Annotated in this window: 25 protein-coding genes and 1 pseudogene; 11 read left to right on the plus strand and 15 right to left on the minus strand. The window is 63.8% G+C overall.

The genetic code is table 11. From position 1 onward, the window contains the following. Window positions 1–23 precede the first annotated feature (23 nt). The 4 genes from PJE01S_RS08765 to PJE01S_RS08780 are packed head-to-tail and all read left to right on the plus strand — an operon-like array spanning window position 24 to window position 4,094. Window positions 24–1,742 carry an acyl-CoA dehydrogenase family protein gene (locus PJE01S_RS08765; protein ID WP_068832835.1) on the plus strand — a complete coding sequence of 573 codons (1,719 nt, stop codon included), beginning with the start codon at window positions 24–26 and terminating at the stop codon, window positions 1,740–1,742. A 25-nt stretch (window positions 1,743–1,767) separates the two neighbouring features. Further along, complete coding sequence (locus PJE01S_RS08770; RefSeq protein WP_068832837.1) at window positions 1,768–2,715, plus strand: glutathione S-transferase family protein; 948 nt, start codon at window positions 1,768–1,770, stop codon at window positions 2,713–2,715. Further along, window positions 2,712–3,164, plus strand: a complete 453-nt coding sequence (locus tag PJE01S_RS08775; RefSeq protein ID WP_068832839.1) for a GNAT family N-acetyltransferase — start codon at window positions 2,712–2,714, stop codon at window positions 3,162–3,164. Before PJE01S_RS08770 ends, PJE01S_RS08775 begins: the two co-directional genes overlap by 4 nt. Before the next feature lie 27 nt (window positions 3,165–3,191). Further along, the gene (locus tag PJE01S_RS08780; RefSeq protein WP_068832841.1) at window positions 3,192–4,094 is read left to right on the plus strand and encodes an SDR family oxidoreductase; all 903 of its coding nucleotides are present in this window, start codon (window positions 3,192–3,194) and stop codon (window positions 4,092–4,094) included. Window positions 4,095–4,188: 94 nt separating this feature from the next. Here the strand turns inward: PJE01S_RS08780 and PJE01S_RS08785 are convergent, their stop codons facing one another. From PJE01S_RS08785 to PJE01S_RS08800, 4 genes are all read right to left on the minus strand, one after another. Then, on the minus strand, window positions 4,189–5,424 hold the full coding sequence (locus PJE01S_RS08785) for a tetratricopeptide repeat protein (RefSeq protein WP_068832845.1): 1,236 nt from the start codon (window positions 5,422–5,424) through the stop codon (window positions 4,189–4,191). A gap of 23 nt (window positions 5,425–5,447) precedes the next feature. After that, window positions 5,448–7,148, minus strand: a complete 1,701-nt coding sequence (locus PJE01S_RS08790; RefSeq protein WP_084389435.1) for a DUF4384 domain-containing protein — start codon at window positions 7,146–7,148, stop codon at window positions 5,448–5,450. Window positions 7,149–7,239: 91 nt separating this feature from the next. Further along, the gene (locus PJE01S_RS08795; RefSeq protein ID WP_068832847.1) at window positions 7,240–7,647 is read right to left on the minus strand and encodes a hypothetical protein; all 408 of its coding nucleotides are present in this window, start codon (window positions 7,645–7,647) and stop codon (window positions 7,240–7,242) included. A 101-nt stretch (window positions 7,648–7,748) separates the two neighbouring features. Further along, entirely contained in the window at window positions 7,749–8,471 is a 723-nt protein-coding gene (locus PJE01S_RS08800) for a hypothetical protein (RefSeq protein ID WP_157090270.1), read from the minus strand. A 489-nt stretch (window positions 8,472–8,960) separates the two neighbouring features. On the opposite strand from PJE01S_RS08800, the gene PJE01S_RS08805 reads away from it, so the two are divergent. Genes PJE01S_RS08805 through PJE01S_RS24410 form a run of 3 tightly spaced genes read left to right on the plus strand, consistent with a single transcriptional unit; the run spans window position 8,961 to window position 11,318 of the window. Continuing rightward, window positions 8,961–9,752, plus strand: coding sequence for a response regulator transcription factor (locus PJE01S_RS08805; protein WP_068832851.1), 792 nt, complete (start codon window positions 8,961–8,963; stop codon window positions 9,750–9,752). A gap of 11 nt (window positions 9,753–9,763) precedes the next feature. Continuing rightward, window positions 9,764–11,074 carry a sensor histidine kinase gene (locus PJE01S_RS08810; protein ID WP_157090271.1) on the plus strand — a complete coding sequence of 437 codons (1,311 nt, stop codon included), beginning with the start codon at window positions 9,764–9,766 and terminating at the stop codon, window positions 11,072–11,074. Between the two features lie 55 nt (window positions 11,075–11,129). After that, window positions 11,130–11,318 carry a copper-binding protein gene (locus PJE01S_RS24410; RefSeq protein ID WP_084389436.1) on the plus strand — a complete coding sequence of 63 codons (189 nt, stop codon included), beginning with the start codon at window positions 11,130–11,132 and terminating at the stop codon, window positions 11,316–11,318. Between the two features lie 33 nt (window positions 11,319–11,351). Here PJE01S_RS24410 and PJE01S_RS08815 read toward each other — a convergent pair whose 3' ends face one another. From PJE01S_RS08815 to PJE01S_RS08830, 6 genes and pseudogenes are all read right to left on the minus strand, one after another. Then, window positions 11,352–12,995 (minus strand): multicopper oxidase family protein, encoded by a 1,644-nt coding sequence (locus tag PJE01S_RS08815; RefSeq protein WP_068832855.1) that lies wholly within the window; start codon window positions 12,993–12,995, stop codon window positions 11,352–11,354. A gap of 44 nt (window positions 12,996–13,039) precedes the next feature. Beyond that, a complete protein-coding gene (locus PJE01S_RS26165; protein WP_281178582.1) occupies window positions 13,040–13,171 on the minus strand; it encodes a hypothetical protein in 132 nt (43 codons plus the stop codon). After that, the gene (locus tag PJE01S_RS08820; protein ID WP_068832857.1) at window positions 13,164–14,075 is read right to left on the minus strand and encodes a F510_1955 family glycosylhydrolase; all 912 of its coding nucleotides are present in this window, start codon (window positions 14,073–14,075) and stop codon (window positions 13,164–13,166) included. Before PJE01S_RS08820 ends, PJE01S_RS26165 begins: the two co-directional genes overlap by 8 nt. A gap of 60 nt (window positions 14,076–14,135) precedes the next feature. Continuing rightward, window positions 14,136–14,396, minus strand: a pseudogene (locus tag PJE01S_RS24415) (Rieske 2Fe-2S domain-containing protein); the annotation flags it as partial. Between the two features lie 20 nt (window positions 14,397–14,416). After that, window positions 14,417–14,671, minus strand: a complete 255-nt coding sequence (locus PJE01S_RS08825) for a DUF2933 domain-containing protein (protein ID WP_084389437.1) — start codon at window positions 14,669–14,671, stop codon at window positions 14,417–14,419. A gap of 40 nt (window positions 14,672–14,711) precedes the next feature. Then, window positions 14,712–15,041, minus strand: a complete 330-nt coding sequence (locus tag PJE01S_RS08830; protein WP_068832861.1) for a P-II family nitrogen regulator — start codon at window positions 15,039–15,041, stop codon at window positions 14,712–14,714. Window positions 15,042–15,334: 293 nt separating this feature from the next. Here PJE01S_RS08830 and PJE01S_RS08835 point away from each other — a divergent pair, with 293 nt between their 5' ends. Further along, window positions 15,335–15,928 (plus strand): thioredoxin domain-containing protein, encoded by a 594-nt coding sequence (locus tag PJE01S_RS08835; RefSeq protein ID WP_068832863.1) that lies wholly within the window; start codon window positions 15,335–15,337, stop codon window positions 15,926–15,928. Between the two features lie 96 nt (window positions 15,929–16,024). Here the strand turns inward: PJE01S_RS08835 and serA are convergent, their stop codons facing one another. Then, window positions 16,025–17,254: a phosphoglycerate dehydrogenase gene (serA, locus tag PJE01S_RS08840; protein ID WP_068832865.1), complete on the minus strand. Its 1,230-nt coding sequence runs from the start codon at window positions 17,252–17,254 to the stop codon at window positions 16,025–16,027. A gap of 194 nt (window positions 17,255–17,448) precedes the next feature. On the opposite strand from serA, the gene PJE01S_RS08845 reads away from it, so the two are divergent. Beyond that, window positions 17,449–18,009 carry a methylated-DNA--[protein]-cysteine S-methyltransferase gene (locus PJE01S_RS08845; RefSeq protein ID WP_068832867.1) on the plus strand — a complete coding sequence of 187 codons (561 nt, stop codon included), beginning with the start codon at window positions 17,449–17,451 and terminating at the stop codon, window positions 18,007–18,009. A 244-nt stretch (window positions 18,010–18,253) separates the two neighbouring features. Here PJE01S_RS08845 and PJE01S_RS08850 read toward each other — a convergent pair whose 3' ends face one another. The 3 genes from PJE01S_RS08850 to PJE01S_RS08860 all read right to left on the minus strand — a co-directional run bounded on the left by PJE01S_RS08850 (window position 18,254) and on the right by PJE01S_RS08860 (window position 19,836). Next, window positions 18,254–18,766 carry a hypothetical protein gene (locus tag PJE01S_RS08850; RefSeq protein ID WP_068832869.1) on the minus strand — a complete coding sequence of 171 codons (513 nt, stop codon included), beginning with the start codon at window positions 18,764–18,766 and terminating at the stop codon, window positions 18,254–18,256. Continuing rightward, on the minus strand, window positions 18,766–19,257 hold the full coding sequence (locus PJE01S_RS08855) for a GNAT family N-acetyltransferase (RefSeq protein WP_068832871.1): 492 nt from the start codon (window positions 19,255–19,257) through the stop codon (window positions 18,766–18,768). Before PJE01S_RS08855 ends, PJE01S_RS08850 begins: the two co-directional genes overlap by 1 nt. 72 nt (window positions 19,258–19,329) lie before the next feature. Continuing rightward, window positions 19,330–19,836 carry a hypothetical protein gene (locus PJE01S_RS08860; protein ID WP_068832872.1) on the minus strand — a complete coding sequence of 169 codons (507 nt, stop codon included), beginning with the start codon at window positions 19,834–19,836 and terminating at the stop codon, window positions 19,330–19,332. A 197-nt stretch (window positions 19,837–20,033) separates the two neighbouring features. On the opposite strand from PJE01S_RS08860, the gene PJE01S_RS08865 reads away from it, so the two are divergent. Continuing rightward, a complete protein-coding gene (locus PJE01S_RS08865; RefSeq protein ID WP_068832874.1) occupies window positions 20,034–22,403 on the plus strand; it encodes a Tex family protein in 2,370 nt (789 codons plus the stop codon). A gap of 174 nt (window positions 22,404–22,577) precedes the next feature. Next, window positions 22,578–23,714 carry a patatin-like phospholipase family protein gene (locus tag PJE01S_RS08870; RefSeq protein WP_068832876.1) on the plus strand — a complete coding sequence of 379 codons (1,137 nt, stop codon included), beginning with the start codon at window positions 22,578–22,580 and terminating at the stop codon, window positions 23,712–23,714. Window positions 23,715–23,818: 104 nt separating this feature from the next. Here the strand turns inward: PJE01S_RS08870 and PJE01S_RS08875 are convergent, their stop codons facing one another. After that, complete coding sequence (locus PJE01S_RS08875) at window positions 23,819–25,924, minus strand: D-(-)-3-hydroxybutyrate oligomer hydrolase (protein WP_068832879.1); 2,106 nt, start codon at window positions 25,922–25,924, stop codon at window positions 23,819–23,821. Window positions 25,925–25,944: the final 20 nt, after the last annotated feature.

Here is a 25,944-nt window from a genome sequence, read left to right on the forward strand (position 1 = left end):
GTCAACAGCCACAGGAGGTCGCCGTGGACAGCACCCATGAGGTCTTCAACCAGCCCGAGCCGCTGGTCAATTACAACCTGTTTGCCTCCAACCGGCCGCTGCGCGATGCGCTGAAGTTCAACGCACCGGCACTGGATACCGCCGAGCTGACAAGCCTGGGCGCAACGCTGGGTAGCGCCGGGATGCAGGCGCATGCGCGCCTGGCCAACGTCCACCCACCCGAGCTGCACACCCATGACCGCTTTGGCCGGCGCATGGACCAGGTCGAGTTTCACCCGAGCTATCACGAGTTGATGAAACTCGCCATCGGCGCCGGCCTGCACGGCACGCCTTGGGCCAGCCCTCACCCTAGCCCTCTCCCAAAGGGAGAGGGGACAACTCCCCCGGCCTTTCTCCCTCTCCCTTTGGGAGAGGGCAGGGGTGAGGGCTCCCCGCACGTCGAACGCGCTGCAGGCTTCATGCTGTTCACCGAGCTGGAGCCTTCGGTGCTGTGCCCGATCTCCATGACCTATGCGGTCACGCCCGCGCTGCGCAGCAATGCCGCCATTTATGCCGACTGGAGCCCCAGACTCACCAGCCGCGCCTACGACCCGGCCCTCAAGCACTGGCGCGACAAGCCGGGCCTGACCATGGGCATGGGCATGACTGAAAAGCAGGGCGGTTCGGATGTGCGGGCCAACACCACGCGGGCCGAGCCGCTGGGCCAGGATGGATGGGGCACACGCTACGCCATCACCGGCCACAAATGGTTTTTCTCGGCGCCCATGTGCGATGCCTTTCTGGTGCTGGCGCAAACGCCAAGCGGTTTGAGCTGCTTTTTCCTGCCGCGCGTGCTGGAGGACGGCAAGCTGAACGCCATCCGCATCCAGCGCCTGAAGGACAAGCTGGGCAACAGGGCCAACGCGAGTTCGGAAGTTGAATTCGAGAACGCCCAGGCCTGGCTGGTCGGCGACGAGGGCCGCGGCATTCCGCAGATTCTTGAGATGGGCACCATGACGCGCCTGGACTGCGCCCTGGGCACCAGCGGCCTGATGCGCCAGGCCTTGAGCCTGGCCCTGAACCACACCGCGCAACGCCAGGCCTTTGGCAAGCGGCTGATAGAGCAGCCGCTGATGCGCAATGTATTGGCCGACCTGGCACTGGAGTCCGAAGCCGCCACCGCGCTGGCGATGCGCCTGGCCCGCGCCTTCGACCACGCCGGCGACGCGCATGAAGCCGGCATGGCACGCCTGCTGACGCCCATCGCCAAGTTCTGGATTTGCAAGCGCGGCAGCCATTTTGCGCAGGAAGCCATGGAATGCCTGGGCGGCAACGGCTATGTGGAGGAGGGCGGCGAGGGCGTCATGGCGCGCATCTACCGTGAAATGCCGCTCAATTCCATCTGGGAGGGGGCGGGCAACATCATGGCACTGGACCTGCTGCGCGCCTTGCGCAAGGCCGATGCCGTGGCGGCGCTGGCCCAGGAGCTTTTGCCAGCCAAGGGTGCGCACCCGGCCCTGGACCGGCTGGCCGCAAGCCTGCCGGAGCGTGTGGAGGAGATGGCCACCGAACTGGAAGCGCGCCGCCTGGCGCAGGACGTGGCGCTGGCGGTGCAAGCCGCGCTGCTGCTGCAGACCGCACCGGCGGCGGTGTTCAGCGCGTTTTGCGATTCGCGCATTGCAGGCAACTGGGGCCAGGCCTTTGGCACGCTGGGTGCGGGCACTGATTTCGACAGCATCATCGCCAGGGCCATGCCCCAATGAACGCGGAGACATCGAGGAGACCTTCATGACCGAGCTGATTCTTCACCATTACCCCACCTCGCCCTTTTCCGAGAAAATCCGGTTGATCCTGGGGTACAAAAACCTGCCCTGGAAGTCGGTCATCATTCCAATGGTCATGCCCAAGCCCGATGTGGTGGCGCTCACGGGCGGCTACCGCAAAACACCAGTGCTGCAAATCGGCGCCGACATTTACTGCGACACGGCATTGATTTGCGACGTGCTGGAGCACCTCCAGCCCACGCCCACTCTCTACCCCGCACCCGGCAAGGGCCTGGAGCGCATCCTTGCGCATTGGGCCGACAACACGCTGTTCTGGACTTCCATGGCCTTCAACACCCAGCCCAAAGGCATGGCGCAGATGTTTGAAAATGCACCGCCCGAGATGGCCCGCGCCTTCATTGAAGACCGCAAGGCCATGAGCGTCGGCATGGCGCGCCTGCGTCCGGCCGATGCCGCCGCGGCGTACAAATCCTACCTGCGCCGCCTATCCGACATGCTGGACGACTGGCCTTTTTTGCTGGGCGATGCGCCGTGCATCGCCGACTTTGCGATGTACCACCCGCTGTGGTTCACGCGCGTGCGCACCTCCGTGCTGGCGGGCATCCTGGACGCCACACCCGCCGTACTCGAGTGGATGGACCGCATGGCCGCGATTGGCCACGGCAGCATGGAAAAATTCAGCGCCGCTGAAGCCATTGCGGTAGCGGCTGCGTCAACGCCAGCCCCCTTGCATGATGCGCATGACAATGTTTTTCAGGATGAGCACGGCATCCCGCTGGGCAGCCGCGTGCAGGTCTGTGGCGAAAGCTTCGGCCCCGAGCCCAGCGAAGGCGAGCTGATCGCCGCCACCCGCATGCACTACACCCTGAGCCGCAGCGATGAGCGGGCCGGCCTGCTGCATGTGCACTTTCCGCGCATTGGTTACCAGCTGAAGGCCGTGGCACCAGCATGAGCGTCATCACCTGGCGCTTTGTTCCCTTTGATGCGCTGACGAGCCGGGAGCTTTATGAATTGCTGCAGCTTCGCAGCGAGGTTTTTGTGGTCGAGCAGGCCTGCGTGTTCCAGGACATGGACGGCGCCGATACGCAAGCCATGCATTTGCTGGGCACGGCAGAAGGCCGGCTGGCGGCCTATGCGCGCTGCTTCGCCGCCGGCGTGAAATTTGCCGAAGCCAGCATAGGCCGGGTTGTCACGCGGGACGCCGTGCGGGGCAGCGGCGCGGGCCACGTGCTGATGAAGCAGGCGATAGCGTGCCTCACGCAGTACTGGGGCCCGCAGGCCATACGGATTGGCGCCCAGGCGCGACTGGAGCCCTTTTACCGGCAGCATGGTTTCACGGCATCGGGCGCGCCCTACAGCGAAGACGGCATTCCCCATATCGAAATGCTGCGCCCCGCCTAGTTTGAGGAAAGTACCAAGGAGTCATTGATGATCACGAATTTCAAGGATAAAACAGCGGTTCTGACCGGTGCCGGCTCGGGCTTTGGCCTGGAGTGCGCGCGCATAGGCGCCAGGCTGGGCATGAAGCTGGTGCTGGTGGACGTGCAGCAGGACGCACTGGACCAGGCCAGCGCCGAAATCAAGGCCACAGGGGCCGAGGTCCTGTCTTTCAGGCTCGATGTATCGAATGCCGAACAGATGGAAGCCATGGGGCGCGCCGTGTTTGAGCGCTTTGGTGCGCCGCACTTTGTGTTCAACAACGCCGGCGTCGGCTCCGGCGGCCTGATCTGGGAAAACACCGTCAAGGACTGGGAATGGGTGCTGGGCGTCAACGTGATGGGCGTGGTGCACGGCGTGCGCATATTCACGCCCATGATGCTGGCAGCCGCGGCCAAGGACCCCGCTTGGCAGGGCCACATCGTCAACACCGCCAGCATGGCCGGGCTGCTGAACCCGCCCAACATGGGGGTTTACAACGTCAGCAAAACTGCCGTGGTCTCCTTGAGCGAAACGCTGTACCAGGATTTGCGCCTTGTCAGCGACCAGATTGGCGCCAGCGTGTTATGCCCGTATTTCGTGCCGACCGGCATCAGCCAAAGTCACCGCAACCGGCCAACGGAGTTGTCCACGGAAAAACCGACCCGCAGCCAGCGCATAGGCCAGGCCATGACCGACAAGGCGGTCGGCGCCGGCAAGGTGACGGCGGCGCAGGTGGCCCAAAAGGTGTTTGACGCCATGGTGGCGGACCAGTTTTACATCTACAGCCATCCCCAGGCGCTGGGCAATGTGCAGGCCCGCATGGAATGCATCGTGCAGCAGAAGAACCCGATCGACCCCTTTGCGGATCGCCCCGAGATCGGCCGCGAGTTGAAGGCGGCTTTGCGGGCCTGAAACCCGGAGTTGGGCATCAAATCGGCATCAAGCCCTTGATAGCCGGGTGCCTAAAGCTATCAAAAACATAGCGGTTTATGCCTCGATGGCGTTTTCACCGCATGATCTGCCTGGGCTTGTCGCGCCACCGGGCGGGCAGCAGGTCGTAGAGTGCCGTGGGTTCGCGATGCAAGGTCCGCGTGAGGCTGGGGCCGTCGACCTGCGGCACCTCGTGCGAGAGATCGATCTGGCCCAATTGCTGCATCCAGGCCACGTCAATGCTGCCGTCGGGCCGGGGGCGGGAGGCGATCAGCGCCAGCATCCGGTGGGCTTCCTTGCTGCCTTTGGCCTCCGCAAGGCGATACAGCCGGATGGCCTCGACATAGTTGGCCGGCACACCTTCGCCGCGGTGGTAGCGCCTGGCGCTGGCCAGAAACTGCTCGGCACTGGCGCTGGCCACGAGCGGCCCGCTGCGAATGCGGGCCCCGGTGTCCGGGTTGGTCTGGGTGGTGCTTGCCAGCAGCGCCAGGTTGGCGGCGGCGGCCTCCGAGCGCGCCGCCACGGAGCGGAAGTAGGCCATGGCCTCGATCTGGCGATTGGCCGTCACGCTTTCCAGCCCCAGTTCGATCCGGGCATGCACATTTCCGCCGTTGGAGGCGCGCAGCAACAGGTCCCGGTTTTTCAGGCTGGCCGGCGCGGGTTCGCGCAAAGTCGGTGAGGCGATCTGCAGAGGCGCCAGGCGAGACTCCATGAGCCACTCCAGGTAGTCGGCACGGGGCCGGTCCACTTGCCGGAGTTGCGCAATCCACGGCCGGGCCGCTGCCGGATTGGGCGCCGTCGCGCAGCCGTCGATCTCGCACCAGGCCAGCCCCGCGTTGGCCAGGGGTTCGCCTAGGGAGCGGGCGCGTTCAAACCACATTTGCGCCTGGGCAAGGTCTTTGGCCACGCCCCGTCCATGCAGGTACAGCAGGCCCAGCATCCATGAGGCGTTGGCCGCAGTTCTTTCCGTCGCGCTGCCGCGGCCTGCCTGCCGCATGGCGGTCGCCCGCAGACGCGTCACCTCGGCTTCCAGTGCCGGGTCCAGCGGCTCGGGCATGCGCAGCGCCTCCGCACCCACCGAACCGGAAGGCTGGATCGGTTCTGCGGTGACGGAGCCCGCAGGCAGCAGCGGTGCCTGCGCCGCCGGCCCGGAGGTTTCTATGGTCGTCGGGTAAACCGGATTGAGCTTGAAGGTCTGCACCGGCTGCGCCGCCACCCGGGCGTTCACGCTCATGGCTGAAATCGCCAGGATCGTCCAGCAGGCAAGCGAGCGCCAGACCGTCCATTGGCGCCGGGCAGGGCTGCAGGTCATGGGCACCTTGTGTTTTTGACGGCTTAACGGGGCTGGGTGGCCGTTGAAGCCGCGGCGGCAGGAGCGGCACGCTTGGGTTTCACGGTCCATTTGATCTCACTCCTCACATAGCCCTCGGGGCCCAGGCCACTGGCAAAGCCGGCATTGACGTCTGCCAGTGACTTGTAGCCGTCCAGTGATTTTAGGGCCGGGCCTTGCAGGGGGGCGGGCAGCTTGCTTAGCGGGTCGGTTTCGGACGCAAAGCAGCCCACCGCCTCCGTTCCCGGCTTGCCGGCATCCATGATAAAGGCGGGGTTGGGGGTCATCCAGTCCGGAATGCGCACCGCCAGGTTGGCCGACACCAGGGAGTTGGGGGTGATCGAGTTGGGCAGCAAACGCATCACACCGCCGCTCGCATCGGCAAAGTAGCAGTACAGGTGGGAGGCCCGCGACACGGTGGCCGACAGGAACACCTGCTCGCCTTCCTCAAAGGCCGGACGCTCGCCGGCGGGCAGGGGATTTTCAATCTGCAGGTCGATGGTGCCGGCGGCTGGTGTTCCCGTGCTTGCAGCCATGGCGCTGGTGGCCTGCATCATCCCGCCGCCGCTCCAGCCCACGCGCGCGAGCGTGCCGTCGGGCGCCAGGCCCACAAAGTTTCGCAGGGACCGCTCATAGGTGTTGAAGTCCAGCACGCCCGAGACGACCATGCCGTTGTCCGCCTGGAATCGGGCCAGGGCCGAACGCAGGTTGGGGTCGTTGCTGGCCAGCAGGTCCGAGCCCGCAGGCAGATAGCCGTGCCTGACCAGTGAGCTCTGGATCAACCTGGCCTGCGCCGCGGGGCCGCTGTCGTCATACCAGTCGCGCATCTGGCGCTGGAAGTCCGGGTGGGTCTGGTCCAGGGTCAGGCATTGCCAGTAGGGAACCCGGGCCCATTTGCCCACCAGCTCGATGGTGGCCAGGTCAATCAGCGTGCGCATGGCGCCGCCTGCGCCCTGGGCATAGTCCCGGCCGACGTTGAACTTCACGCCGTAGTTGCCGATTCGGCCCGCCACATCCACCCCCTGACCGGCGCCGCCTATGATGACTTCATTGGCCGAGTCGAGCCCGGGGATCAGGGTCCGGGTGCGAAAATCGCCCAGGTGCATCTCCAGTCCGATCACCGTGGCATTGCGGTTCTGGCTGTAGGCGGTGTCGAGCCGGGCGGCCGAAGTGGCCACGTCAAAGCGGTTGTTGACCACGTTCTGGTCCACAAAGGCAATGGCCCCCGAGATGTACAGGGCAGGGCGCTGCAACTGCATCTGGTTGTTGTTCAGCAGAATGGTCGTGAGGTTCTGCACGGTGTCCTGCCTGGCGATGTCCACCTCATAGTCCACGTAGCGAAAGGCATTGCTCAGGCGCGACATCTGCGACAGCGCCGTGATGACCATGTCCTTGGCCGCGACGGGCACCCGGCTGGAGAAGTCCTGAATCTGCTTGCTGGTGATCAGCGTGGGGGCAAGCTGGGCTTCCCGCAGCATGTGGTCCATGCACATCAGGGAGTCCGAGAAACTGGAAATGGAGCGCGTCGGTCGCACGACCGGGCGGTCCATGGCATAGCCGTAAGACTGGAACGCTGCGTCGTTTCGGGCGTCCATCGGTGTGCTGCATGCTGCCAGCAGCACGGTGCCAGCCAGGGCGGACAGGGCCGCAAAGTGCCGGCAGCGCCCAACTGCGGTACGGCGTAAGAGCTTGTTGTTCTGGTCCATGATGATGTTTCCTGTTGGGCAGCCAAGAAAACAGCGCCGCACGATCTGCCGGGGTTGGGCCGCCCCGTAAAACCTGAGGGCGCAAACCCGTTTAATTGCAAATGTTCACCAGATCGCCCCGAAGCACCACAATCTGCTCCTTCGGAGAGCCTGCGGGGGTTGTGGTGGCGACGTTGCTTCCAATCGTCTGCGTACAGGTGGTTTTGAACCCGTCCGACGTGGCGGTGGACACGACATCCTTTTTGCTCAGGATGTCTCCCGGGTTGCCCGAGAAGGCCTTGGCCTCATAGCGCGCCACGCGCGCTCTTTGCCAGGCAGGCATGTCGGTTGAGGGATTGATGTTGCCCGAACGGGGCGCAGCGCCCAGCGGCAGCATCTGGATCGTGATTTTCTTGTCCAGCCGGACGGGGTCCTCTCCCGGTGCATTCTGTGCCGCCGCCTGCAGGCAGCCCAGCGCACCGACACCCATCAGCAAGCAGACCTTGATACGTGTGACCATGGTGTGGCCTCCAATCTTTCAGGCGGGAAGGAGTCCGGTCGCCCGATGGCGTCGCGGCTCCTTCCCGTCAGGTTAAGTCCAACCTCACTTCCGGGGGCTTGCTAGTCGTTGCGGCCGCAATGGCCGTTCGGGCAGGGGTCACGCGGCTCGTTGCAGGCATCGTTGGAGGCGATGTTCTGTGCCGCATGGCTGTTGTATCCGTTGGCCATGTTGGTCACAGTGGCATAGTTGAGGGACGTGGACTGGGATGAATAGCCGGCCACCAGCACTTTGCCAAAGTTGGACGACAGGTTTTGTGAAGCCAGCGCGCCGCTGCCACTAGCTTCATTTTTCACGGTACTGTGGCTGGCGCTCACGCCCTGGCTGGAGCTCCCCGTGATGTCAATCGTGCCGTTGTTGCTGGCCAGGTTTTGCAGGGCATTGGCATTGCCGCCGCTGGCCTTGTTGCCTACCGTGGAATCGGTCAGGCTGGTGAACTGGCTGGATGTTGCGCCACGGGCCACTTCCACGTCGCCGGCGTTGGAAGAGATGTTCTGGTTCGCAAAGTCATACCGGTCCTTGGCTTCGTTCTTGACGGAGCCGCCGTTGGTGATGACGGTCTGGTAGGAATTGCCCTTGATGTCAATCTTGCCGGAATTGCTGGCCAGGTTCTGCAGCGCCGTGTTCTGCGTATTGGACTGGTTGGCCACCGTGGTGCCGATGATGGACGCCGTTTGAACCGACGTAGCGCCCGCGGCAATGGTGATGGAAGACGGACTGGTTGGCTGAACAGCCATGGCTGCGGTTGCGAGGGCGCTCAACGCAAAGAATGCGATCGTTTTCATGATGATCTCCTCAAAAAAGGTGGGCTCACATTTTTCCGGAGCGCCGGACCTGTCCGGCACACCAGCCTGGTCGACATCGCCTGGCGCCGCGGCAGTCCTGTGGGGCTTGCGTGACGTCCGGCTTTGTCTGGGGCCAGTTTCATCCGGCCAGTGGGCGCGACCAATCGCTACATTGGGTTACTGCATTCTGGTCAGGCTGCTCGCCATCTGCCGCATGAGGTTTCCCACTTCCCTCAGCGGCGATCAAACCAGGCAGCTATCTTTTCTGCACTGCTTGCCGCGCTTGCTTTGGGTAGTTACGCAATACAACCCACGTAACATTTTGTGCTTTTGAGGTATTCACGGTGGCTAAACGTATCAATTTGCCCTACGGTGTAAGCGTGGGATAAAAATTAATCGTTCATATGCAGGGCAAGACCTGCAGTTCCAGCCGCCCTCATGGGTCATTGAGCTGCACCTGCTGAGATGAAGAAGAGTTTGGGAGGAGTCATGGACAACGGTATCGAATTTGGCGTCACGTCAAAATCAGTGATCAGCGTTGACAAAGTCACCACTGAATCCAGCCTTTACAGACATGGCAATGGGTTTTCCGTGTGGCCGGACTTTCTGACCGGCCAGCCAGGCCAGCCGGTGCGCGTCTTGCTGGTGGATGATGATCCCCATATGCGACGGGTGATTGCGCAGGAACTCCTGGCGGACACCCGGATTAACCTTCTGGCGCAGGCCTGCAGCCTGCGGGAAGGGCGGCGCCTGATCGGCCTGCATGAGTTTGACGTCATGATGGTGGACCTCAATCTGGGCGACGGCACGGGTTTTGACCTGATCGAACACATGAAAACCCTGCGCCCCATGGCCGAGGCCATCGTCATCTCCGCCATGGAGGATGAAGAACACGCCCTGCATGCCTTTGAACTCGGGGCGACCGGTTACCTGGTCAAAAACTCCTGGTTTGGCAATTTTTCTCAGGCTGTCTTGCAGGTGGTCAACGGCGGGGCCTCCATCACCCCTAACCTTGCACGGCGCCTGCTGCAAAAAATGGACCATTCCCGGCACAGTGAGCATTGCGTCGAGCACGCCTGCGGAACCAAGGACAGGTTGTCTGACCGTGAAAAGGAAGTGCTGAAAATGGTGGCCTCAGGCTACACCAGCCAGGAAATTGGTACCCGTATGCTGCTCAGCGGCCACACGGTCAACACCCACATCAAGAACATCTACCGCAAACTCAACGTACGAACCCGCGCGCAAGCCGTGAACTTTGCGGCCCATCGCGGATTGTTCTAGAGCGGCTGATCGTGCTGTCCCTCGCCAACAGCTGGGCTGGACATACCGGCGCCGTGTTGAGCGCAGCGGCGATGGCGGCAACCATGACGGTGGCCGGGCTGGCCTGGCAAAGGCGGCGCAACCCACTGGACCTGGCTTATGCCGTTGCCACGGGCGGCTGGCTGTTGTACCTGTTGAGCAGCAGCGCCAGCGCGCTGTACGACGAAAATCCGCTGGTAGTTTTTTTTGCCCGCCTGGGGTACCAGCTCACCATCCTGGCGGCGTCGTTTTTTCTCCTGATTGGCGTTTCGGTTATCCGCTTCGAAGTCCATACGGTCTGGATGCTCCAGGGCCTGGTCGGGCTGCTGCTGCTGGTCTGGAATGCCTGGGGTTTCTTCCTGCAAGACCTGGCCTACGAACTCTGGGTGGTGCTGAACCTGGTTTGCGCGAGCGCCCTGTTTGTGGTTCTGGCGCGCGAGGTCTTGCGCGGCGACACTGACTACCGCTGGCTGGTGCTTGGCGGCGGCCTGCTGGGGCTTGGCCTGTGTTTCCATGGCCTTCTCACCTTTAGCCACCTGCACCCGGGAACCGCGCCGGCGCAGTATTTTTACCCCGCGCTAATGCTGCTGTTGTGGTTGCTGCTCACCAACCGGCCGGCGCACGCCAGGCCCCCCGTCGATTCAGCCTGGGCCACCGTCACGGGGTTCGACCCCGAAACGGGCTTTGCCGCTACCGCGGTTGCCAACGAACGTCGTCGCATTGCACAGGATCTGCATGATGGCGTGGGCTCGCAGCTGGTGAACATCCTGGCCACGCTTGACACCCGTGCCCCGCAGCAGCAGGCGGTCGCATTGGCCCTGGAGCAGTGCCTCATGGACCTCAAAATCATGGTGGACACCGTAGACAGCACAGACGCCTGCGTGGTTGACGTGCTGGGCTGCCTGCGCTACCGCGTCCAGCATTCGCTGGACAAGCTGGGCATTCAAATGGTGTGGACGGTGGATACAGATGGGCCGCTTCAGTCCTTTCGCGGAGAGCGGGCGCTGCAGGTGCTGCGCATCACCCAGGAATGCCTTTCGAACATCATGCGCCATGCCCAGGCCAGTGTGATCGAAGTGATCTGCTGCTACTTGCCGGAAAACAAATGCCTGCTGCTGGAAGTGCGCGACAACGGCCGCGGAATCGCCAGCCGCGAGGGCGGCCGGCCCAAAGGCAAGGGCATGGAAGGCATGCAGCGGCGTGCCCGTGAGCTGGGCGCCCATTTGCAAATTACCACCAAGGCCCAGGAAGGCACCCGGGTGGTATTGATCGTGCCCATGCCGGCACCCCACACAAGCGCCTGAGCGGCACCCGTTCGCAGGGGCACCCACCGCCCTGCATCGACGCGTTCCACGTCATATGACGAAAGGCACGGTCAAGAAAATCAACGGCAAGACGGGCTGGGTGCTCATGGCCCAGGGGCCCGTCAACAGCATGAGCGGGCCCGCCATGACCATGAGCTTCAAGGTCAGAGACAAGGAACCTGCTCGACAAGCTGGCGATCGGCAAGAAGGCAGATTTCGGATTTTTGAAGGAGGGCGAGGATGACGCAATGACAACAGCCAGGTCGCTGCCCTGACTCTATGCCTTGACCAGATAGTTGCGCATCATCCCGGTGTCCCCGTGCTCCAGCATGTGGCAGTGGTAGGGAAACAGCCCCGGGTAGTCGGCGAAGCCCAGCAGGATGCGCACACGCTCGCCCGGCATCACCAGCACCGTGTCCTTCCACCCTTCGTCGACGAAGCCGGCCTTCACCGTGTCGTGCTGCCGCGAGAACTCGCCGGCAACGGAGCGCCCGATGACGCGGAATTGCAGCCCATGCACGTGCATCGAGTGGGGCATCGACATGCCCATCATCCCGGTCGCGGCATCGTTGCGGAACTCCCAGACCTCGTGGGTGCCCAGCCTGACGGTTTCAAGCGGGCTGGCACCGAGCATGTCAAAGCTTTGGCCGTTGATGCCCCAGACCATCATGCCCATGGTGAGGTTGAACACCTTGGGGCGATTGAAGTTGACGGCAGCGCGCGGTTGCGGCTGCTGCAGCTGGGACAGTCGTTGTGGCGGCATGACGCTGCGTCTGGTGCCACCCTCGAGCCGCAGCTTGAGCACCGGGAATGGCGCGCCATCGGGCAGCGCCGTTCCACCCATCATCCCGCCCATGGCCATGCCGCCCTCGAAGGCGAGGCTTTGCAGCGTCAGTTCGGTGCCCGCAGTCCAGCGGCCGAAATCCACCCACAGGTCGACGCGCTCGGCGGGCGCGAGCATGACGTAGTCGCGTTGCAGCGGTGCCGCCAGCAAGCCGCCATCGCTCCCAATCACCGTCAGCGGCGACCGGTCATGCCACGCCAGCTTGTACATGCGTGTGTTCGAGGCATTGAGCAAGCGCAGGCGATGGGGGCGGCGCTCGACCTCCAGGCTCGCACCTGGCCTGCCGTTGACGAGGATCTGGTCCCCGAGCACGCCCATCATGCGGGCCATCATCTGGCTCATGCCACCCATAGCGCCCATCATGTCGCCCATGTCACCGCCCATCATCCCGTGGCCCATGCCGCCTCGTTCAGGGTTCTGCGATGCCGCGCCGGTCGCACGCTCCGACAAGTAGACGAACTGGTTGTCACCGTCGAATGTCCTATCCTGTATGACCAGCGGGAGATCATGCGGACCGGTGGGCAAATCAAGGGTCGCCTCCTCCTCGTCGCTGACGAGGAACAGGCCGGCCAGGCCGAAGTAGATCTGCTTGCCCGTTCGGCCATGGGGGTGCGGGTGGAACCAGTAGCTACCGGCCCTATCCACGACCGTGAACTCGTAGACATAGCGCTCGCCCGGCGCGATCGCGTAGCGCGGATGGCCATCCATGGGTTCCGGGACATGCAGCCCGTGCCAATGAATGATGGTCGACTCCGGCAGCGCGTTGATCAGGTCGATGCGCACGCGCTGACCCCGGCGCACGCGGATGATGGGCCCCAGGTAGTTGCCGGCCCACGCCTCGAGCGCGCTCGCATCGCCGCGCAGCAGCTTGCCCCGGTAGCGCCACACCTGCGTCTGCTCACCCGGGCGGATGGCAACCTTATCTTGAACCGCATGCAGTTCAATGTGGACATCGACGCCGGCAGCGGCGCTCTCCTCGTTGCCGGCCCTTGCGCTCAACGCCGGCAGGCCGAGCGCGGCGAGCGCCGCCGCAGTAGCGGCGGATCGGATCAGGATGCGGCGCCTTTGATGGTTCATGTGAGAAGTCCTCATTCTGGTTTGGGTGCGGGGAATGAGACCCGTCAGCAGCGCCAGCGACCCATCATCCCGAAATGCATCACTGCCATGCCGATGGCACCCAGGATCGCAATGCCGCCAATGACCGCGAGCACGATCACAACGATCCTGAGTGCATTGCCGTTTAAGTCACTCATGGGTCGTTCCCTCCTTCGCGATCTGCGTCCAGGTTCGCCCCTGGTCCTTGCTGAGAAACACGCTTCGCTGGAAGGTCGCGATGGCGATTTCTGCCGGCCGGGCAGGGTTCTGCGCGATGTAGGCCACGGCATCTTCCGTCAGTGCCGGGATCGGCACCTCCTCGGCTTTGGCTCCGGCCTTCAATGCAATCCTCGCCAGTGCCGCCTTGCCTGCATGGGTGCTGAACCACAGATGCTGCCCGTCCAGGTCGAAGCTTTGGGCGAGTACCCGCCGGCCGCCAGCCAGCCGCTCGAAGCTCTCGGCCGAGTTCCGGGACAAATACAGCCCGTCGTCCGTGCCGGCGGCGACGAGTGCCGCGTTAGTGGGATGCACAGCCAGGCTGTTGAGCTTGGGACCCAGCCCCTTGGCGGCGGCGCGCGTCCACTTCAGGCCGTCGTTTAGCGTGTAGTAGATGCCGGCCTGGCTCATGCGGGAGTTCGGCTGGTGGTTGAGCACGTATACCGCGTTGGTCGCGTAGCTGGTCGCCAGCATATGGAAGTCCGACTCGCCCGTGAGCCCGAGCTGCTGCCAGGTCTTGCCGCCGTCGCGGCTCTTGATCAAACCGAAGGGGTTGGTCAGTCCGGAACCCGGTGCCGGGTGCCCGCTGCTGTACAACGCGTCGCGCGTGGCCGAGTACCCCATGTAGTCATGCGCCGGCCCCGCGGCCTTGGACCAATGCCCGTCCGAGTACACGGCCAGGCCGTGATGGCTGGGAATCAAAAGCTGTTTGCCGTCGGTGCTGTAGGACAGCCCGTGGACATGCATCAGTGTGACTGGCTCGCCGGCGTGAACCGGGGACGCGGCGAGGATGCCAAGTGCCAACGCGAGCATGCAGGCTTGAAGAGTACTTTTTTTATTGAGCATGGCTATTCTTTGTGGTGGGTGGTAAAGCGCATGAGCGGACGGGTGTCTCCTGGTGGGGGATCAGACCTCGGGTCCAACGCCAATATGCAGCGTCGATTCCCCAGAGTAATGGTGCGGGGGCACTTCGAGGTTGCCGGGAGCGGGTACGTTCTTGAAGACCCGGCCGGCGAGATCGAACTTCGATCCATGGCATGGGCAATAGAAGCCACCCGGCCATGATGCGCCTATGTCGGCGGCACCCGGCTCTGGCCTGAAGGTCGGGATGCACCCCAGGTGGGTGCAGATCGCCACCAGTGATGGGCCGTCGGCCGCGCGCGAACGCCTGACGCGGGCGTTGCTCGCTAGGCTTTGTCCGGATCGGCATCTCGGACCCCGGATTTCGCTCTGCTTTCACCGGACTTGGCGTTCTCGTCCTGCTTGTCGCCGTTCATGCCCTTCATCATCAAGAGCATCGCCACAGGGCAGATGAGCGCCACCAAGAAGGGTGCGCTGGCCTGAATGAACGCCTGGGCCGCAGGCAGTGCGAAGTAGGCAACCGCGAGAGCAACGCCCAACCAGACAGCCGTCTTCACCATCATTTTCGAATCGCACTTCATGTTGTTCTGCTTTGAAATTAGGGGCCTCGCAAAGGAATCGCTAGACCGACGGGTCAGGTAAAACCTCTGCTCCGCAACGAAGATGGAGAAACTTTTCCACGGACATCACCGCCGCGATTCCGGCTCCAGGAACATCGGAAAGAGCGGTCTCCAGCAAGGCGTTGAGAAGCGCCTCCACTTTCGATTCCTCCGTGAAGATCTCGATCTTGGTGTGTTCGCTGAGCCAGTCACTGGTAAAAAAATTCTTGTACTCGCCGAAGCCCTTGACCCTGGTCAGCGTGATACCTCCAACACCCATGATCCTGAGTTGCCTTTCCAGGGACTCCACAGCCTCTGACGGGACAATTGCGACGACATACTTGAAGTTCATGATTTCCTCGCTGTCTTCCGTAGTTCAATTGGCAGGCAGAGTCGGCGGGAGGGCATTTCAGTCGAGCGAATCGACACTCGCAGGCCCGAGCCGCGGTGTCCCATCTGCCTTAAGGCAGGGGCCGCCATCATGGTGATTCGATGCATCGGCACGATAAACAGTTCCGCGGCGCGCAAGCCCGCATGGTGCAACCTGGGAAGATCGAGTACGACAAGACCCCCACAGCAGCTGTCTGCGCTATCCTTTCAGTTCCTTTCCATCAACCTTCTCTGCTTGCCCAATTTCCAGGCGCCATGACCTTCAAACTCGTCCGCAAATTCATTCCCGCCACGCTCATCGCGGCCGGCCTGCTCCTTGCCGGTTGCAACGAAGCGCCCAGCACCGCGCCCGCGAAGGCGGCATCCACACCGGTGTCGATGGCCGCCATTGCCGCCGAAGCCACGGGCTTCACGGCGGGCCAGGCCATGAGCACCCGCACCGTTTACGTCTTCTTCGATGCCCAGTGCCCGCATTGCGGCGCGCTGTGGGAGGCGGCCAAGCCGCTGAAGTCGCAGGCCAAATTCATCTGGATTCCCGTGGGCATCCTGAACCCGGCCAGCACCTCCCAGGGCGCCACTTTGTTGGCCGCCCCCGACCCGGTCGCCGCGATGGACGCGCACGAAGCCTCCCTGCTGGCAAAGCAGGGCGGCATCAGCACCGGCAGCAACATCGAGGCGCAGAAGGCGGCCGTCGCCAGGAATACGGCACTGATGACCCGGTTTGGCTTCGCTTCCATCCCGACCATTGTGGGAACGCACGCCCAGACCGGCGCGCTGGTGACGCAGGAGGGCGCTTCCTCGACAGCTGCACTGGCGGGCCTGCTGGGTCTGCAGGCGCCGGCCAACTAGGCATGTTTATTATAAAAAAGTGACTCCAGCCCAATCAGGACGGGAATAGGTAGCTCTCAATTCGATAGCATCTTCGCCCGCCGCCGCAGGCGGTGCTCAAAAAAGAACGCGGCTGCGGATGGTTCCCGGAACGGCCGCGAGTTTGGCCAGCGCCATGTCGGAGTGCGCCGCATCGATGTCTATCACCACATAGCCTATGGCTTCATTGGTCTGCAGGAACTGCGAGGCGATATTGATGTGGTTGTCAGAAAACACCCGGTTGATTTCCGACAGCACGCCCGGCACGTTGCGGTGAATGTGCAGCAGCCGGTGTTTGCCGGGGTGGGCGGGCAACGCCACCTCGGGAAAGTTGACGGAGGAGGTCGAGGTGCCGTTGTCGCTGTACTTCACCAGCTTTTCGGCCACCTCGATGCCGATGTTTTCCTGCGCCTCCATGGTCGAGCCACCGACATGCGGCGTCAGGATCACGTTGTCCAGGCCGCGCAGGGGTGACTCGAACATGTCCTTGTTGCTGCGCGGCTCCACCGGGAACACATCAATCGCCGCGCCCAATAATTTTTTCTGGCGCAGGGCTTCGGCCAGCGGCTCGATCTCGACCACCGTGCCGCGCGAGGCGTTGATCAGCACGCTGCCGGGCTTCATCGCGGCGATCTGGGCCTGGCCCATCATCCATTGCGTGGCCTGGGTTTCGGGCACATGCAGGCTGACCACATCGGATTGCGCCAGCAAATCGTTCAGCTGGGCCACCTGCCGGGCATTGCCCAGCGGCAGCTTGGTGACCACGTCGAAAAACACCACCTGCATGCCCAGCGCCTCGGCCAGCACCGACAGCTGCGTGCCTATGGAGCCATAACCCACGATGCCCAGGGTCTTGCCGCGGATTTCATAGGCATTTTCAGCCGACTTGAGCCAGCCGCCGCGGTGCGCCACGGCGCTTTTCTCGGGCACGCCGCGCAGCAGCAGGATCGCCTCGGCCAGCACCAGCTCGGCCACCGAGCGCGTGTTGGAAAACGGCGCATTGAACACCGCAATGCCGCGCTCGCGGGCGGCTTCCAGGTCGACCTGGTTGGTGCCTATGCAAAAACAGCCGACGGCGGCCAGCTTGGCCGCATGGGCAAACACCTCGGCCGTGAGCTGGGTGCGGGAACGGATGCCGACAAAATGCGCATCCGCGATTTTGGCCTTGAGCTCATCGTCGGGCAGCGCGCCGGACAGGCTTTCAATCTGCGTGTAACCCGCCGCCTTGAGCACGTCAACGGCGGAAGGGTGAATGCCCTCCAGCAGGAGGAACTTGATCTTGTTTTTGTCGATGGAGGTTTTGGTCATGGGAAGTTGCCGGGTCAGGAAGTAGTTCGGATGCCAGTATGAAGGAAAGCGGGCCCTTCATGCTGCCGGCATCCGCTTGCCCCTGCCAGCAGCCGGTTTGCTTCACCGGGCCCGTAAAGATAAAGCCTCGGCCACAGGGTGGTTTGCCCCGGAAAGCCGCTTGTCGTCGGGATGGCCGGTGATAGCATCGGCCCATGGCAACAGCGCTGGGCTTTTCCCTGTTTGAAACCGCCATTGGCCACTGCGGCATCGCCTGGGGTGAACGCGGGCTGGCCGGCCTGCTGTTGCCCGAGCCCAGTGTGGCGCAGACCCGCGCCCGCATGAGGCGGCTGTTCCCACAGGTCGATGAAGTGCCACCACCGCCCGAAGCCCAGGCGGCGATCCAGCGAATCACGGCCCTGCTGGACGGCACGCGGGACGACCTGCTTGATATTGCGCTCGACATGAGCGGGGTGCCACCGTTCCACCAGCGCGTGTACGAAGTGGCGCGGGCCATCCCGCCGGGGCGCACGCTGACCTATGGCGAAGTCGCGGCCCGGATCGGCGAGCCGGGCGCCGCCCGCGCCGTGGGCCAGGCGCTGGGCCACAATCCGTTTGCACCCGTGGTGCCCTGTCACCGGGTGCTGGCGGCCGGCGCCCGCTCGGGTGGATTCTCGGCCGGCGGCGGGGTGGCGACCAAGCTGCGCATGCTGCAGATCGAAGGCGCCCAGTTCGGCGAGGCGCCGGGCCTGTTCGATGACGGCAGGGCGCTTTAGCCTTAACAGGCCTCAGGCGGAACGCAACATGCTCACGGCCACCTTTGTCTGGATCACCGATGTGCTGCCCAACGAGTTCGCCGGCTTCATCGATGCAACGATGACGCAGGGAGCCGAAATGATGAAGCGGACGCTTGAGAAAAAATAACGGCGTGGGCGCCCTGGCAGGAGTTGAATTGGGATTGGATGTTGATAAGAACAGCCGAAAGCCCAATGACGACGGTCGTCATTAACTACTTATTTCTCAGAACCTCGCCGACTTGAGGGCCGCCAAGAGGCGGGCCCCCCAGAACCTGGCTCGTCTTTTAAGTCGGCGCCCCATGTGCCAGGCCCAGGTGTCGCGCACCTGCGCCAGGATGCGATCTTTCCAGATTTTCCAGCGCCCATAAAGGCGTGCGAACCAGGGCATGGTCATCAGCGCCGGATGGGTGAGCTGAAACAGGCGTGCCGCCACGGCCGTTCCGGCCAGCTTGGCAGCCACGATCAGCCCCAGGCCCAGCGTCACATGGCCCTGGCCAAATAAATAAAGCGCCAACAGCTTGATGGGGACGAGCGCCAGCACCGGCACGCCAAATACCAGCAATGCGGCCCGCGGCGGCAGGCCGGCAATCCAGCGCTCCAGCCGGCCCCACAGCGGCAAGCGGCCCAGCGCGGCAAAGTAGGCCGCCAGCGGCTCCCAGCCCCACTCCTCGAACAGCAGGAACAGCGCAACCGGCGCCAGCAGGAGGCCGCGGAGCAGTCTTTTAAGCAGCGTCATCAAGTGCCACGCAGTGGGGCGGCGGGCACCATGCGCATGGCCAGCACCTTGTCATCCGACAAACCGGGAACGACCGCAAAGCCGAGGCCGGTGTAGATGTCCAGCGCGGCCGGGTTGTCCCGGTAAACGCGCAGGGTGAATGCCTGCACGGGCCTGCTGCGGCTGGCCTCGGCCATCAGCAGCCGGCACAGCGCCAGGCCGAGGCCTTGGCCGCGAGCAGTGGGGGCCACGATGATGCGGCCCAGATGCACGGTGCCGGCCTGGCGTACCCAGAACTGCGCAAACCCCAAGGCCTCGCCATGGCCCAGGCTCATCACGATGCTGTGCGCATTCGGTGCGGAACTGGACAGCTGTTCGGCGAGCTGGGCCGGGGTAAAGGGAAAACTGAGTTTGGGCCCGGCCCAGCGCAGACAGCTCGCCGCATCGGGAATCCAGGACGCCAGCGTCACATAGTCAGCGGCTACCGGGGCGCGCAAGCTCAGCTGTGTCATTGTCAAAGTGAAAAAAAGACAGGAAGGGCGCTAGTCGGTACCGCAAAAGCCCTGCGCTTGCATACTGCGGCCTTAAACCGGCGGCGGCTTGAAACCGTCGTGGGTGGCGCCGCGGCGTTCCAGGCTGTCACTCAATTGGCCCATGTAGGCGGCCAGGGTGTTGTCGGACTGTTCGATGCGGGCCAGAAAGGCCTGCTGATGCCGCTCAAAGCGCTCGGCCAGCACGGTGCTGGCGGCCGCCTCGCGCTGCTGCGCGGCCAGGGCCTGCACCTCCATGAAACCGCGCAGTTCGGTAAAGCGGGAGGCCTCCGCCTTGTCGGCCAGTTCGCGTTGGGCATTCAGCTCGCGGGCGTATTTTCGCGTTTCAAGCAGGTTGCTGCTTTGCAGGTACAGCGTGCTGGCCAGAAAAAACACCGTGGCCACCACCAGCAGCACCAGCATCACCAGGCCCAGCGAGGCCTGGATGGTGGTAAAGCCCAGGCTCAGCAGGCTGAGGCGTGTGAATTCGTCCACATTCAGCGCCACGAAGGCGGCGAGCAGCACAATGGCCAGAAGGAAAAGAATGGTGCGAAAACGCATGCCTGGCTCCCCGAAAAAATGTAAGAAATTGCTTTGGACTTGCCGGGCCATTTTCGGGCCAGCGACCTGTTTTCGCTGTGGGACAATCCCGAGCTTTGGCGTCAGGTTGCAGGGGCCATGGCTTCCTGCAGGCCCCAGGCCGCCCTGCCTGGCACTGGCACCTTTATAAAGCTTTCAGTCGACCCACTTTTTTCAAAATGCAAAAAATCATCCGCCAGATCGCCGCAGAAATCAAAGTTCAGGAGCACCAGATCAAGACCGCCGTGGAACTGCTCGATGGCGGCGCCACCGTGCCCTTCATCGCGCGCTACCGCAAGGAAGCCACCGGCGGGCTCGACGACATCCAGCTGCGTGAACTCGAATACCGGCTGGGTTACCTGCGCGAGCTGGAAGAGCGCCGCGAGGCCGTCCTCAAAAGCATTGAAGAGCAGGGCAAGCTCACGCCCGAACTGCGTGCGGCGATTGAATTGGCCGCGACCAAGCAGGACCTGGAAGACCTGTACCTGCCGTACAAGCCCAAGCGCCGCACCAAGGGCCAGATTGCACGTGAAGCCGGCATAGAGCCGCTGGCCGACAAGCTGTTTGCCGACCCGTCCCTGGTGCCGGCCGATGAGGCCGCGCCCTTTGTGAAGGCCGAGAAGAACGAAAGCGGCGACGACTTCACCACGGTGCAGGCCGTGCTCGACGGCGTGCGCGACATCTTGAGCGAGCGCTGGGCCGAGGATGCGTCCCTGGTGCAGTCGCTGCGCAACTGGCTCTGGAGTGAGGGCCTGTTCTCGTCCAAGCTGGTGAGCAGCAAGGACGAGAACAACGCCGATCACGCCAAGTTCCGCGATTACTTCGACTACGACGAGCCGATCGGCCGCGTGCCTTCGCATCGCGCGCTGGCCGTGTTCCGCGGCCGTGGGCTGGAGATACTGGATGCCAAGCTGCTGCTGCCCGAGCAGGCCGAGCCGGGCAAACCCAGCATCGCCGAGGGCAAGATTGCGCTGCACCTGGGCTGGAGCCACAAGGCGCGGCCGGCCGATGATTTGATCCGCAAGGCCGTAGCCTGGACCTGGCGCGTCAAGCTCAGCCTGTCGCTGGAGCGCGACCTGTTCACCCGCCTGCGCGAAGATGCCGAAAAAGTCGCCATCAAGGTGTTTGCCGACAACCTGCGCGACCTGCTGCTGGCCGCGCCCGCGGGCCCGCGCGTGGTGATGGGTCTGGACCCGGGCATACGCACCGGCGTGAAGGTGGCGGTGGTCGATGCCACCGGCAAGCTGGTGGAAACGGCCACGGTTTATCCACACGAGCCGCGCAAGGATTGGGACGGCTCGCTGTACACGCTGGCCAGGCTTTGCGAAAAGCACGGCGTGAACCTCATCGCCATTGGCAACGGCACGGCCAGCCGTGAAACCGACAAGCTGGCGGCGGACCTGATCAAGCTCATGGCCAAGGTGGAACAGGCCATTGAAAAAGTCGTGGTCAGCGAGGCCGGCGCCTCGGTGTATTCGGCCAGCGAGTTCGCTTCGCAGGAGATGCCCGATGTGGACGTGAGCCTGCGCGGCGCTGCCAGCATTGCGCGCCGCCTGCAGGACCCCCTGGCCGAGCTGGTCAAGATAGACCCGAAATCAATTGGTGTGGGCCAGTACCAGCACGACGTCAACCAGAGCGACCTGGCGCGCAGCCTGGACACCGTGGTCGAAGACTGCGTGAACAGCGTGGGCGTGGACCTCAACACCGCCAGCGTGCCGCTGCTGGCGCGCGTGTCGGGCCTCTCCCAGACGGTGGCCAAGTCGGTGGTGCGCTGGCGCGATGCCAACGGCGCCTTTGCCAGCCGTGCCGACTTGCTGAAGGTGACCGGCCTGGGCGCCAAGACCTTTGAGCAGAGCGCCGGATTCCTGCGCCTGCGCTCCGGCAGCAACCCGCTGGACATGACCGGCGTGCACCCCGAAACCTACCCGGTGGTGGAGAAAATCATGGCGCACACCGGCAAGCCCGTGGCCGAGATCATGGGGCGCGCCGAGATGCTCAAGACGCTCAAGCCCGAGCTGTTTGCCAACGAGCAGTTCGGCGTGATCACCGTCAAGGACATCATCGCCGAGCTTGAAAAGCCCGGGCGCGACCCGCGCCCCGACTTCAAGGTGGCACGTTTCAACGACGGTGTGGAAGACATCAAGGATTTGAAGGAAGGCATGACGCTGGAAGGCACGGTCAGCAACGTCGCGGCCTTTGGCGCGTTCGTGGACATTGGTGTGCACCAGGACGGCCTGGTGCATGTGAGCCAGCTCGCCAACAAGTTCGTCACCGACGCCCGCGAAGTCGTGAAGACCGGCGACATCGTCAAGGTGCGCGTGACCGAGGTCGACGTGGCGCGCAAGCGCATTGGCCTGACCATGAAGCTGGACGCCGCGCCGCCGCGCCGCGACGGCCCGCGCGACAACCGCTTTGAGGGCGCGGGCCGCGACCAGCGCGGGGGGCAAAACCGTGGCGGCTACGGCGGCGCACGCCCGGGCACGCCCCAGCCCGCGGCGGCGACGGCCATGGAATCGGCCTTCAGCAAGCTGGCGGCGCTCAAGAAGTAAGAGCAAGGGGCGCAAGGCCGAGCAGAGCGGGCAGCGGCCCGCGTCTCGCAAAAGACTGTTTTGCGGAAGGATTGGTGACAAAATAGGCCGCTAGCCCAGATATTACGGGTGTAAGTAGCTATCAAATAGATAGCCAATGCCGTTATCCCCACAGCCAACCCGAGCAGTCCCTTCATGAAAGCCCTGCGCATTTACGCCGGCCCCCAGGCCCGCCGGCACATCGAGAAAAACGGCCTGCGGCCGCAGGACATTGGCGTGGTGCCCGGGGCGGCGGGCGGCCCCAAGGGCTTGATGCTGGGCGCGCTGGACCGCTTCATCTTTGGCGACTGGCTGGCGCAAACCACGCAGCCGGTGCACCTGGCAGGCGCCTCGATTGGGGCCTGGCGCATGGCCACGGCCTGTCTGAACGATCCGGTGGCGGCGTTTGAACGGCTGGAGCACGACTACATCCACCAGCATTACGAGCTGCAACCGGGCCAGAAGCGACCCAGTGCCGAACTTGTCAGCGAGCAGTTCGGCCAGAGCCTGAAAGACTTTTACGGCGGCCGGGTGCATGAGGTGCTGAATCACCCGCGCTTTCGGCTGCACATCATCACCTCGCGCGGCCGCCACCTGCTGGGCCGGGAGCACAGGATTGCCACCCCGCTGGGCTATCTGGGCGCGTTCCTGAGCAACAGCATGCACCGCAAGGCCATGGGCGCCTGGCTGGAGCGGGTGGTGTTTTCCTCCAGAAATGCGCCGCTTCCGTTCGCCACCCACGACCTGCGCACGCGCCAGGTGGCACTCAGCGAAGCCAACTTCAATCCCGCACTGCAAGCCAGCTGCTCGATTCCCTTCATGCTCAAGGCCGTGCACAACATTCCCGGCGCGCCACCGGGCGCCTACTGGGACGGCGGCATCACCGACTACCACCTGCATTTGAATTACGCTTCCAATTTGATAGCTGGTCACGCCGATGGGACGCCGGCCACAGACGATTTTGATGCTGAAAAATCAGCCGCACCGGGTTTGGTGCTCTACCCCCACTTCCAGAAGGCTGTGGTGCCCGGCTGGCTGGACAAGGGCCTCAAATGGCGGCATGGCGCCACGCATTTCCTGGACAACATGGTGCTGCTGGCCCCCGACCCGGACTGGGTCAAGACCCTGCCCAACGGCAAGTTGCCCGACCGCAGCGACTTCATGCGTTATGGCGCGGATTTGCAGGGCAGGGTGAAGGCCTGGAGCGCCGCGACGGCGGCGAGTACGCAACTGGCCGAGGAATTGCAAGGGTGGTTGGCGCGGCCGGATATGGGAAGCCTGTCCAGCCTTTAAAAAGCAACGCCGATAGAAGGTCGGCAATATCCCGGACCAGGGTCTGTTACTTCAAGCGGATGCGCGCCTGGGCTGCATCCCGTCACCGGGACACCCAATCAATCTCAATCAGGAATCGACAGCACTCCGCTGGCAAAGCCGATGGTGTTGTTGCCGGCCGGGTTGACGGCGATGGGCGGCACGTTGGCTGCGGTGATGGCCGGTGCGGCGCCCGGTGTGCCGCCGCGCGGCATCGTGCGCACCACCTGGGAGGGGGGCAGGGGGGTGCCGCTGCGCAGGTGGGCCAGCATGAGGTCCAGGGCGCGGCCCAGGTAAACATGCAGGGGCACGAGGCGGGTGTCATATCCGGCAAATGCGGCATTGCCGATGAAGGCGTCAAAGTGCTGGGCGTTGGTCACCTCGTAGTAGCGAAGCTTGCTGGCCGCGCCTTCCACCAGCTGGTTGATGCCGTAATAAGGGCGCGAGGTGTGGTTCACCGGTTCCAGCGTATCGGACCGGCCATGCACGATGACGGCCGGTTTGCCGTGCAGGTTGCCGCTGCGGCGCACCTGCCGGATGCTGTTCTGCGTGGTGACACTGGCCGAATCCGCACCGGTGAGCAGACTGCGCATGCAGAGGGCCGCGTCGATGTTGAAGTCTTTTGCGCCTGTTGATACGGACGTCGAGGCACCGTCCAGCAGCGGGCCACCCACCGAGTGGTTGTTGATGATGTTGACGCCCCCGGTGGCCGGAATGCCGTTGCCGCTGGCAAACAGCTGCACGGCTGAGGCCGCAGCCGGCGTCGTGGGCAGGCCTGCGGCATCCGTCGCCCCAAAACTCAGGCCGCACAGGTTGTCGCGCACGCTGGCCTTGGCATAGGCCTGCGCATAGGTCACGGCCACCGCCGGTACGGCAAAGGCGTAGTGGGACGCATGGAAGAGGTCGCTTTCAGGCTCCCAGCCATTGGCGCGCAGCCGTGCCAGCGACTCATCGGCTTGTTCGGGCAGGGTGTTGCCGGCCAGCAGGCCCTTGGCCCGCAGGCTGGTGCAGCGGGCCTGGGCACGCGTGGCGTTGACAAATGACAGCGCCGGCGCTGCCGCAACCGCTGCCGACAGAGCGGCACAAGGCTGGTACAGGTTGGCAATCGTCACCATGTCGAGCAAACCGAGGCCGGTGGAGGCCTGGATGGTGGCGCCGCGCCGTATGGTGAGTGCCGCGTTCGGCGTGACTTGTATCTGCGGCTCGGCAACGGCAACGCCGCCAATCCATCCCTCGGTGTCCTGCTCGGCGGCGGCCAGGGCGGCACCCGCGCCGTTGGAGACGCTCGAAGCGATCACGATGGTGTTGCCGGGCACCAGGCTTTGTTGCCGGCGGCCGTCACCCTTGAGCGGGCCAAATTTCTCGTTCAGCACATAGAACGCAAACTGCACGGCCTGCAAGGTATTGAGCCCCCAGTCCTTTTCGGGGTTTTGCCGCGAATGGGCGTGCTTGAAGGCAAAGCGGTTGGGCGTTGCCGTGTTGAAGGCGGCGAGTTCGGCCACACCCAGCTCGCTGGTGAATTGCGATGCCTTGCCGGCCGCGTCTGCCGGCGCCATGCGGCCGTCCATCAGGCTGACGCGGTTGTTCTGCAGATCATGGGCGCCATTGCCGCTGCCCTTGTCGGTGTAGGCCACGGCGCAGCCATTTTTCAGGCCCCATTCGCCGGCGGTGGCGATGGCGCCGTACACCCCGCGCGAACCGCTGGAGGTGGCGGTGATGATGCAGGGGGCCGCGGGGTTGAACGTGCCGGGAATCTGCACCATCAGCGTCACATTCAGCCTGCCCGTGCCGTCGTCCGCGTAGCTCAAATATTCTTCGCCGGCAATACGGCCCTCACCGGTGCCGGCCACGCCCACGGCATTGACGTTGGGGCCGTACAGCACCCCATAGCCGCCCTGGGGCGTGACGTCTACCAGCGCGCGGTAGTTGTTGTAGATGGCGCGCGTGCGCAGCTCATTGGCAGTGGGATTGTTTGGATCGGCAAAGGCGGGCGGGCTGGCGGCCTGCAGGCCGCTTTTGCCCAGGCCGGCCGTCAGCAGGTCGTTGCTGACGCCGTCGTACACGGTTTTGGTGATGCTGCCTTGGATAAAGCCGGGCTTGGTATTGTCGGCAAGCGGGGAACCGCTGCCGCTGGCGCAAGCCGCCAGCACAGACAGTGACGAGATGGCCAGCGTGTGGGAAAAGAACTTCACGGGTGCTCCTTTTTTATGGG

This window comes from Polaromonas jejuensis NBRC 106434, assembly GCF_001598235.1.
Lineage (GTDB): Bacteria > Pseudomonadota > Gammaproteobacteria > Burkholderiales > Burkholderiaceae_C > Polaromonas > Polaromonas jejuensis.

Coding starts and splice junctions, on each gene's coding strand:
- PJE01S_RS08770 (WP_068832837.1), top strand. CDS start 1,768: ATGACCGAGCTGATTCTTCACCATTACCCCACCTCGCCCTTTTCCGAG.
- PJE01S_RS08850 (WP_068832869.1), bottom strand. CDS start 18,766: ATGACGCTGCTTAAAAGACTGCTCCGCGGCCTCCTGCTGGCGCCGGTT.
- PJE01S_RS08795 (WP_068832847.1), bottom strand. CDS start 7,647: ATGGTCACACGTATCAAGGTCTGCTTGCTGATGGGTGTCGGTGCGCTG.
- PJE01S_RS08860 (WP_068832872.1), bottom strand. CDS start 19,836: ATGCGTTTTCGCACCATTCTTTTCCTTCTGGCCATTGTGCTGCTCGCC.
- PJE01S_RS08835 (WP_068832863.1), top strand. CDS start 15,335: ATGACCTTCAAACTCGTCCGCAAATTCATTCCCGCCACGCTCATCGCG.
- PJE01S_RS08825 (WP_084389437.1), bottom strand. CDS start 14,671: ATGAAGTGCGATTCGAAAATGATGGTGAAGACGGCTGTCTGGTTGGGC.
- PJE01S_RS08855 (WP_068832871.1), bottom strand. CDS start 19,257: ATGACACAGCTGAGCTTGCGCGCCCCGGTAGCCGCTGACTATGTGACG.
- PJE01S_RS08815 (WP_068832855.1), bottom strand. CDS start 12,995: ATGAACCATCAAAGGCGCCGCATCCTGATCCGATCCGCCGCTACTGCG.
- PJE01S_RS08845 (WP_068832867.1), top strand. CDS start 17,449: ATGGCAACAGCGCTGGGCTTTTCCCTGTTTGAAACCGCCATTGGCCAC.
- PJE01S_RS24410 (WP_084389436.1), top strand. CDS start 11,130: ATGACGAAAGGCACGGTCAAGAAAATCAACGGCAAGACGGGCTGGGTG.
- PJE01S_RS08780 (WP_068832841.1), top strand. CDS start 3,192: ATGATCACGAATTTCAAGGATAAAACAGCGGTTCTGACCGGTGCCGGC.
- PJE01S_RS08865 (WP_068832874.1), top strand. CDS start 20,034: ATGCAAAAAATCATCCGCCAGATCGCCGCAGAAATCAAAGTTCAGGAG.
- PJE01S_RS08820 (WP_068832857.1), bottom strand. CDS start 14,075: ATGCTCAATAAAAAAAGTACTCTTCAAGCCTGCATGCTCGCGTTGGCA.
- PJE01S_RS08805 (WP_068832851.1), top strand. CDS start 8,961: ATGGACAACGGTATCGAATTTGGCGTCACGTCAAAATCAGTGATCAGC.
- PJE01S_RS08775 (WP_068832839.1), top strand. CDS start 2,712: ATGAGCGTCATCACCTGGCGCTTTGTTCCCTTTGATGCGCTGACGAGC.
- PJE01S_RS26165 (WP_281178582.1), bottom strand. CDS start 13,171: ATGAGTGACTTAAACGGCAATGCACTCAGGATCGTTGTGATCGTGCTC.
- PJE01S_RS08800 (WP_157090270.1), bottom strand. CDS start 8,471: ATGAAAACGATCGCATTCTTTGCGTTGAGCGCCCTCGCAACCGCAGCC.
- serA (WP_068832865.1), bottom strand. CDS start 17,254: ATGACCAAAACCTCCATCGACAAAAACAAGATCAAGTTCCTCCTGCTG.
- PJE01S_RS08870 (WP_068832876.1), top strand. CDS start 22,578: ATGAAAGCCCTGCGCATTTACGCCGGCCCCCAGGCCCGCCGGCACATC.
- PJE01S_RS08785 (WP_068832845.1), bottom strand. CDS start 5,424: ATGACCTGCAGCCCTGCCCGGCGCCAATGGACGGTCTGGCGCTCGCTT.
- PJE01S_RS08790 (WP_084389435.1), bottom strand. CDS start 7,148: ATGGACCAGAACAACAAGCTCTTACGCCGTACCGCAGTTGGGCGCTGC.
- PJE01S_RS08830 (WP_068832861.1), bottom strand. CDS start 15,041: ATGAACTTCAAGTATGTCGTCGCAATTGTCCCGTCAGAGGCTGTGGAG.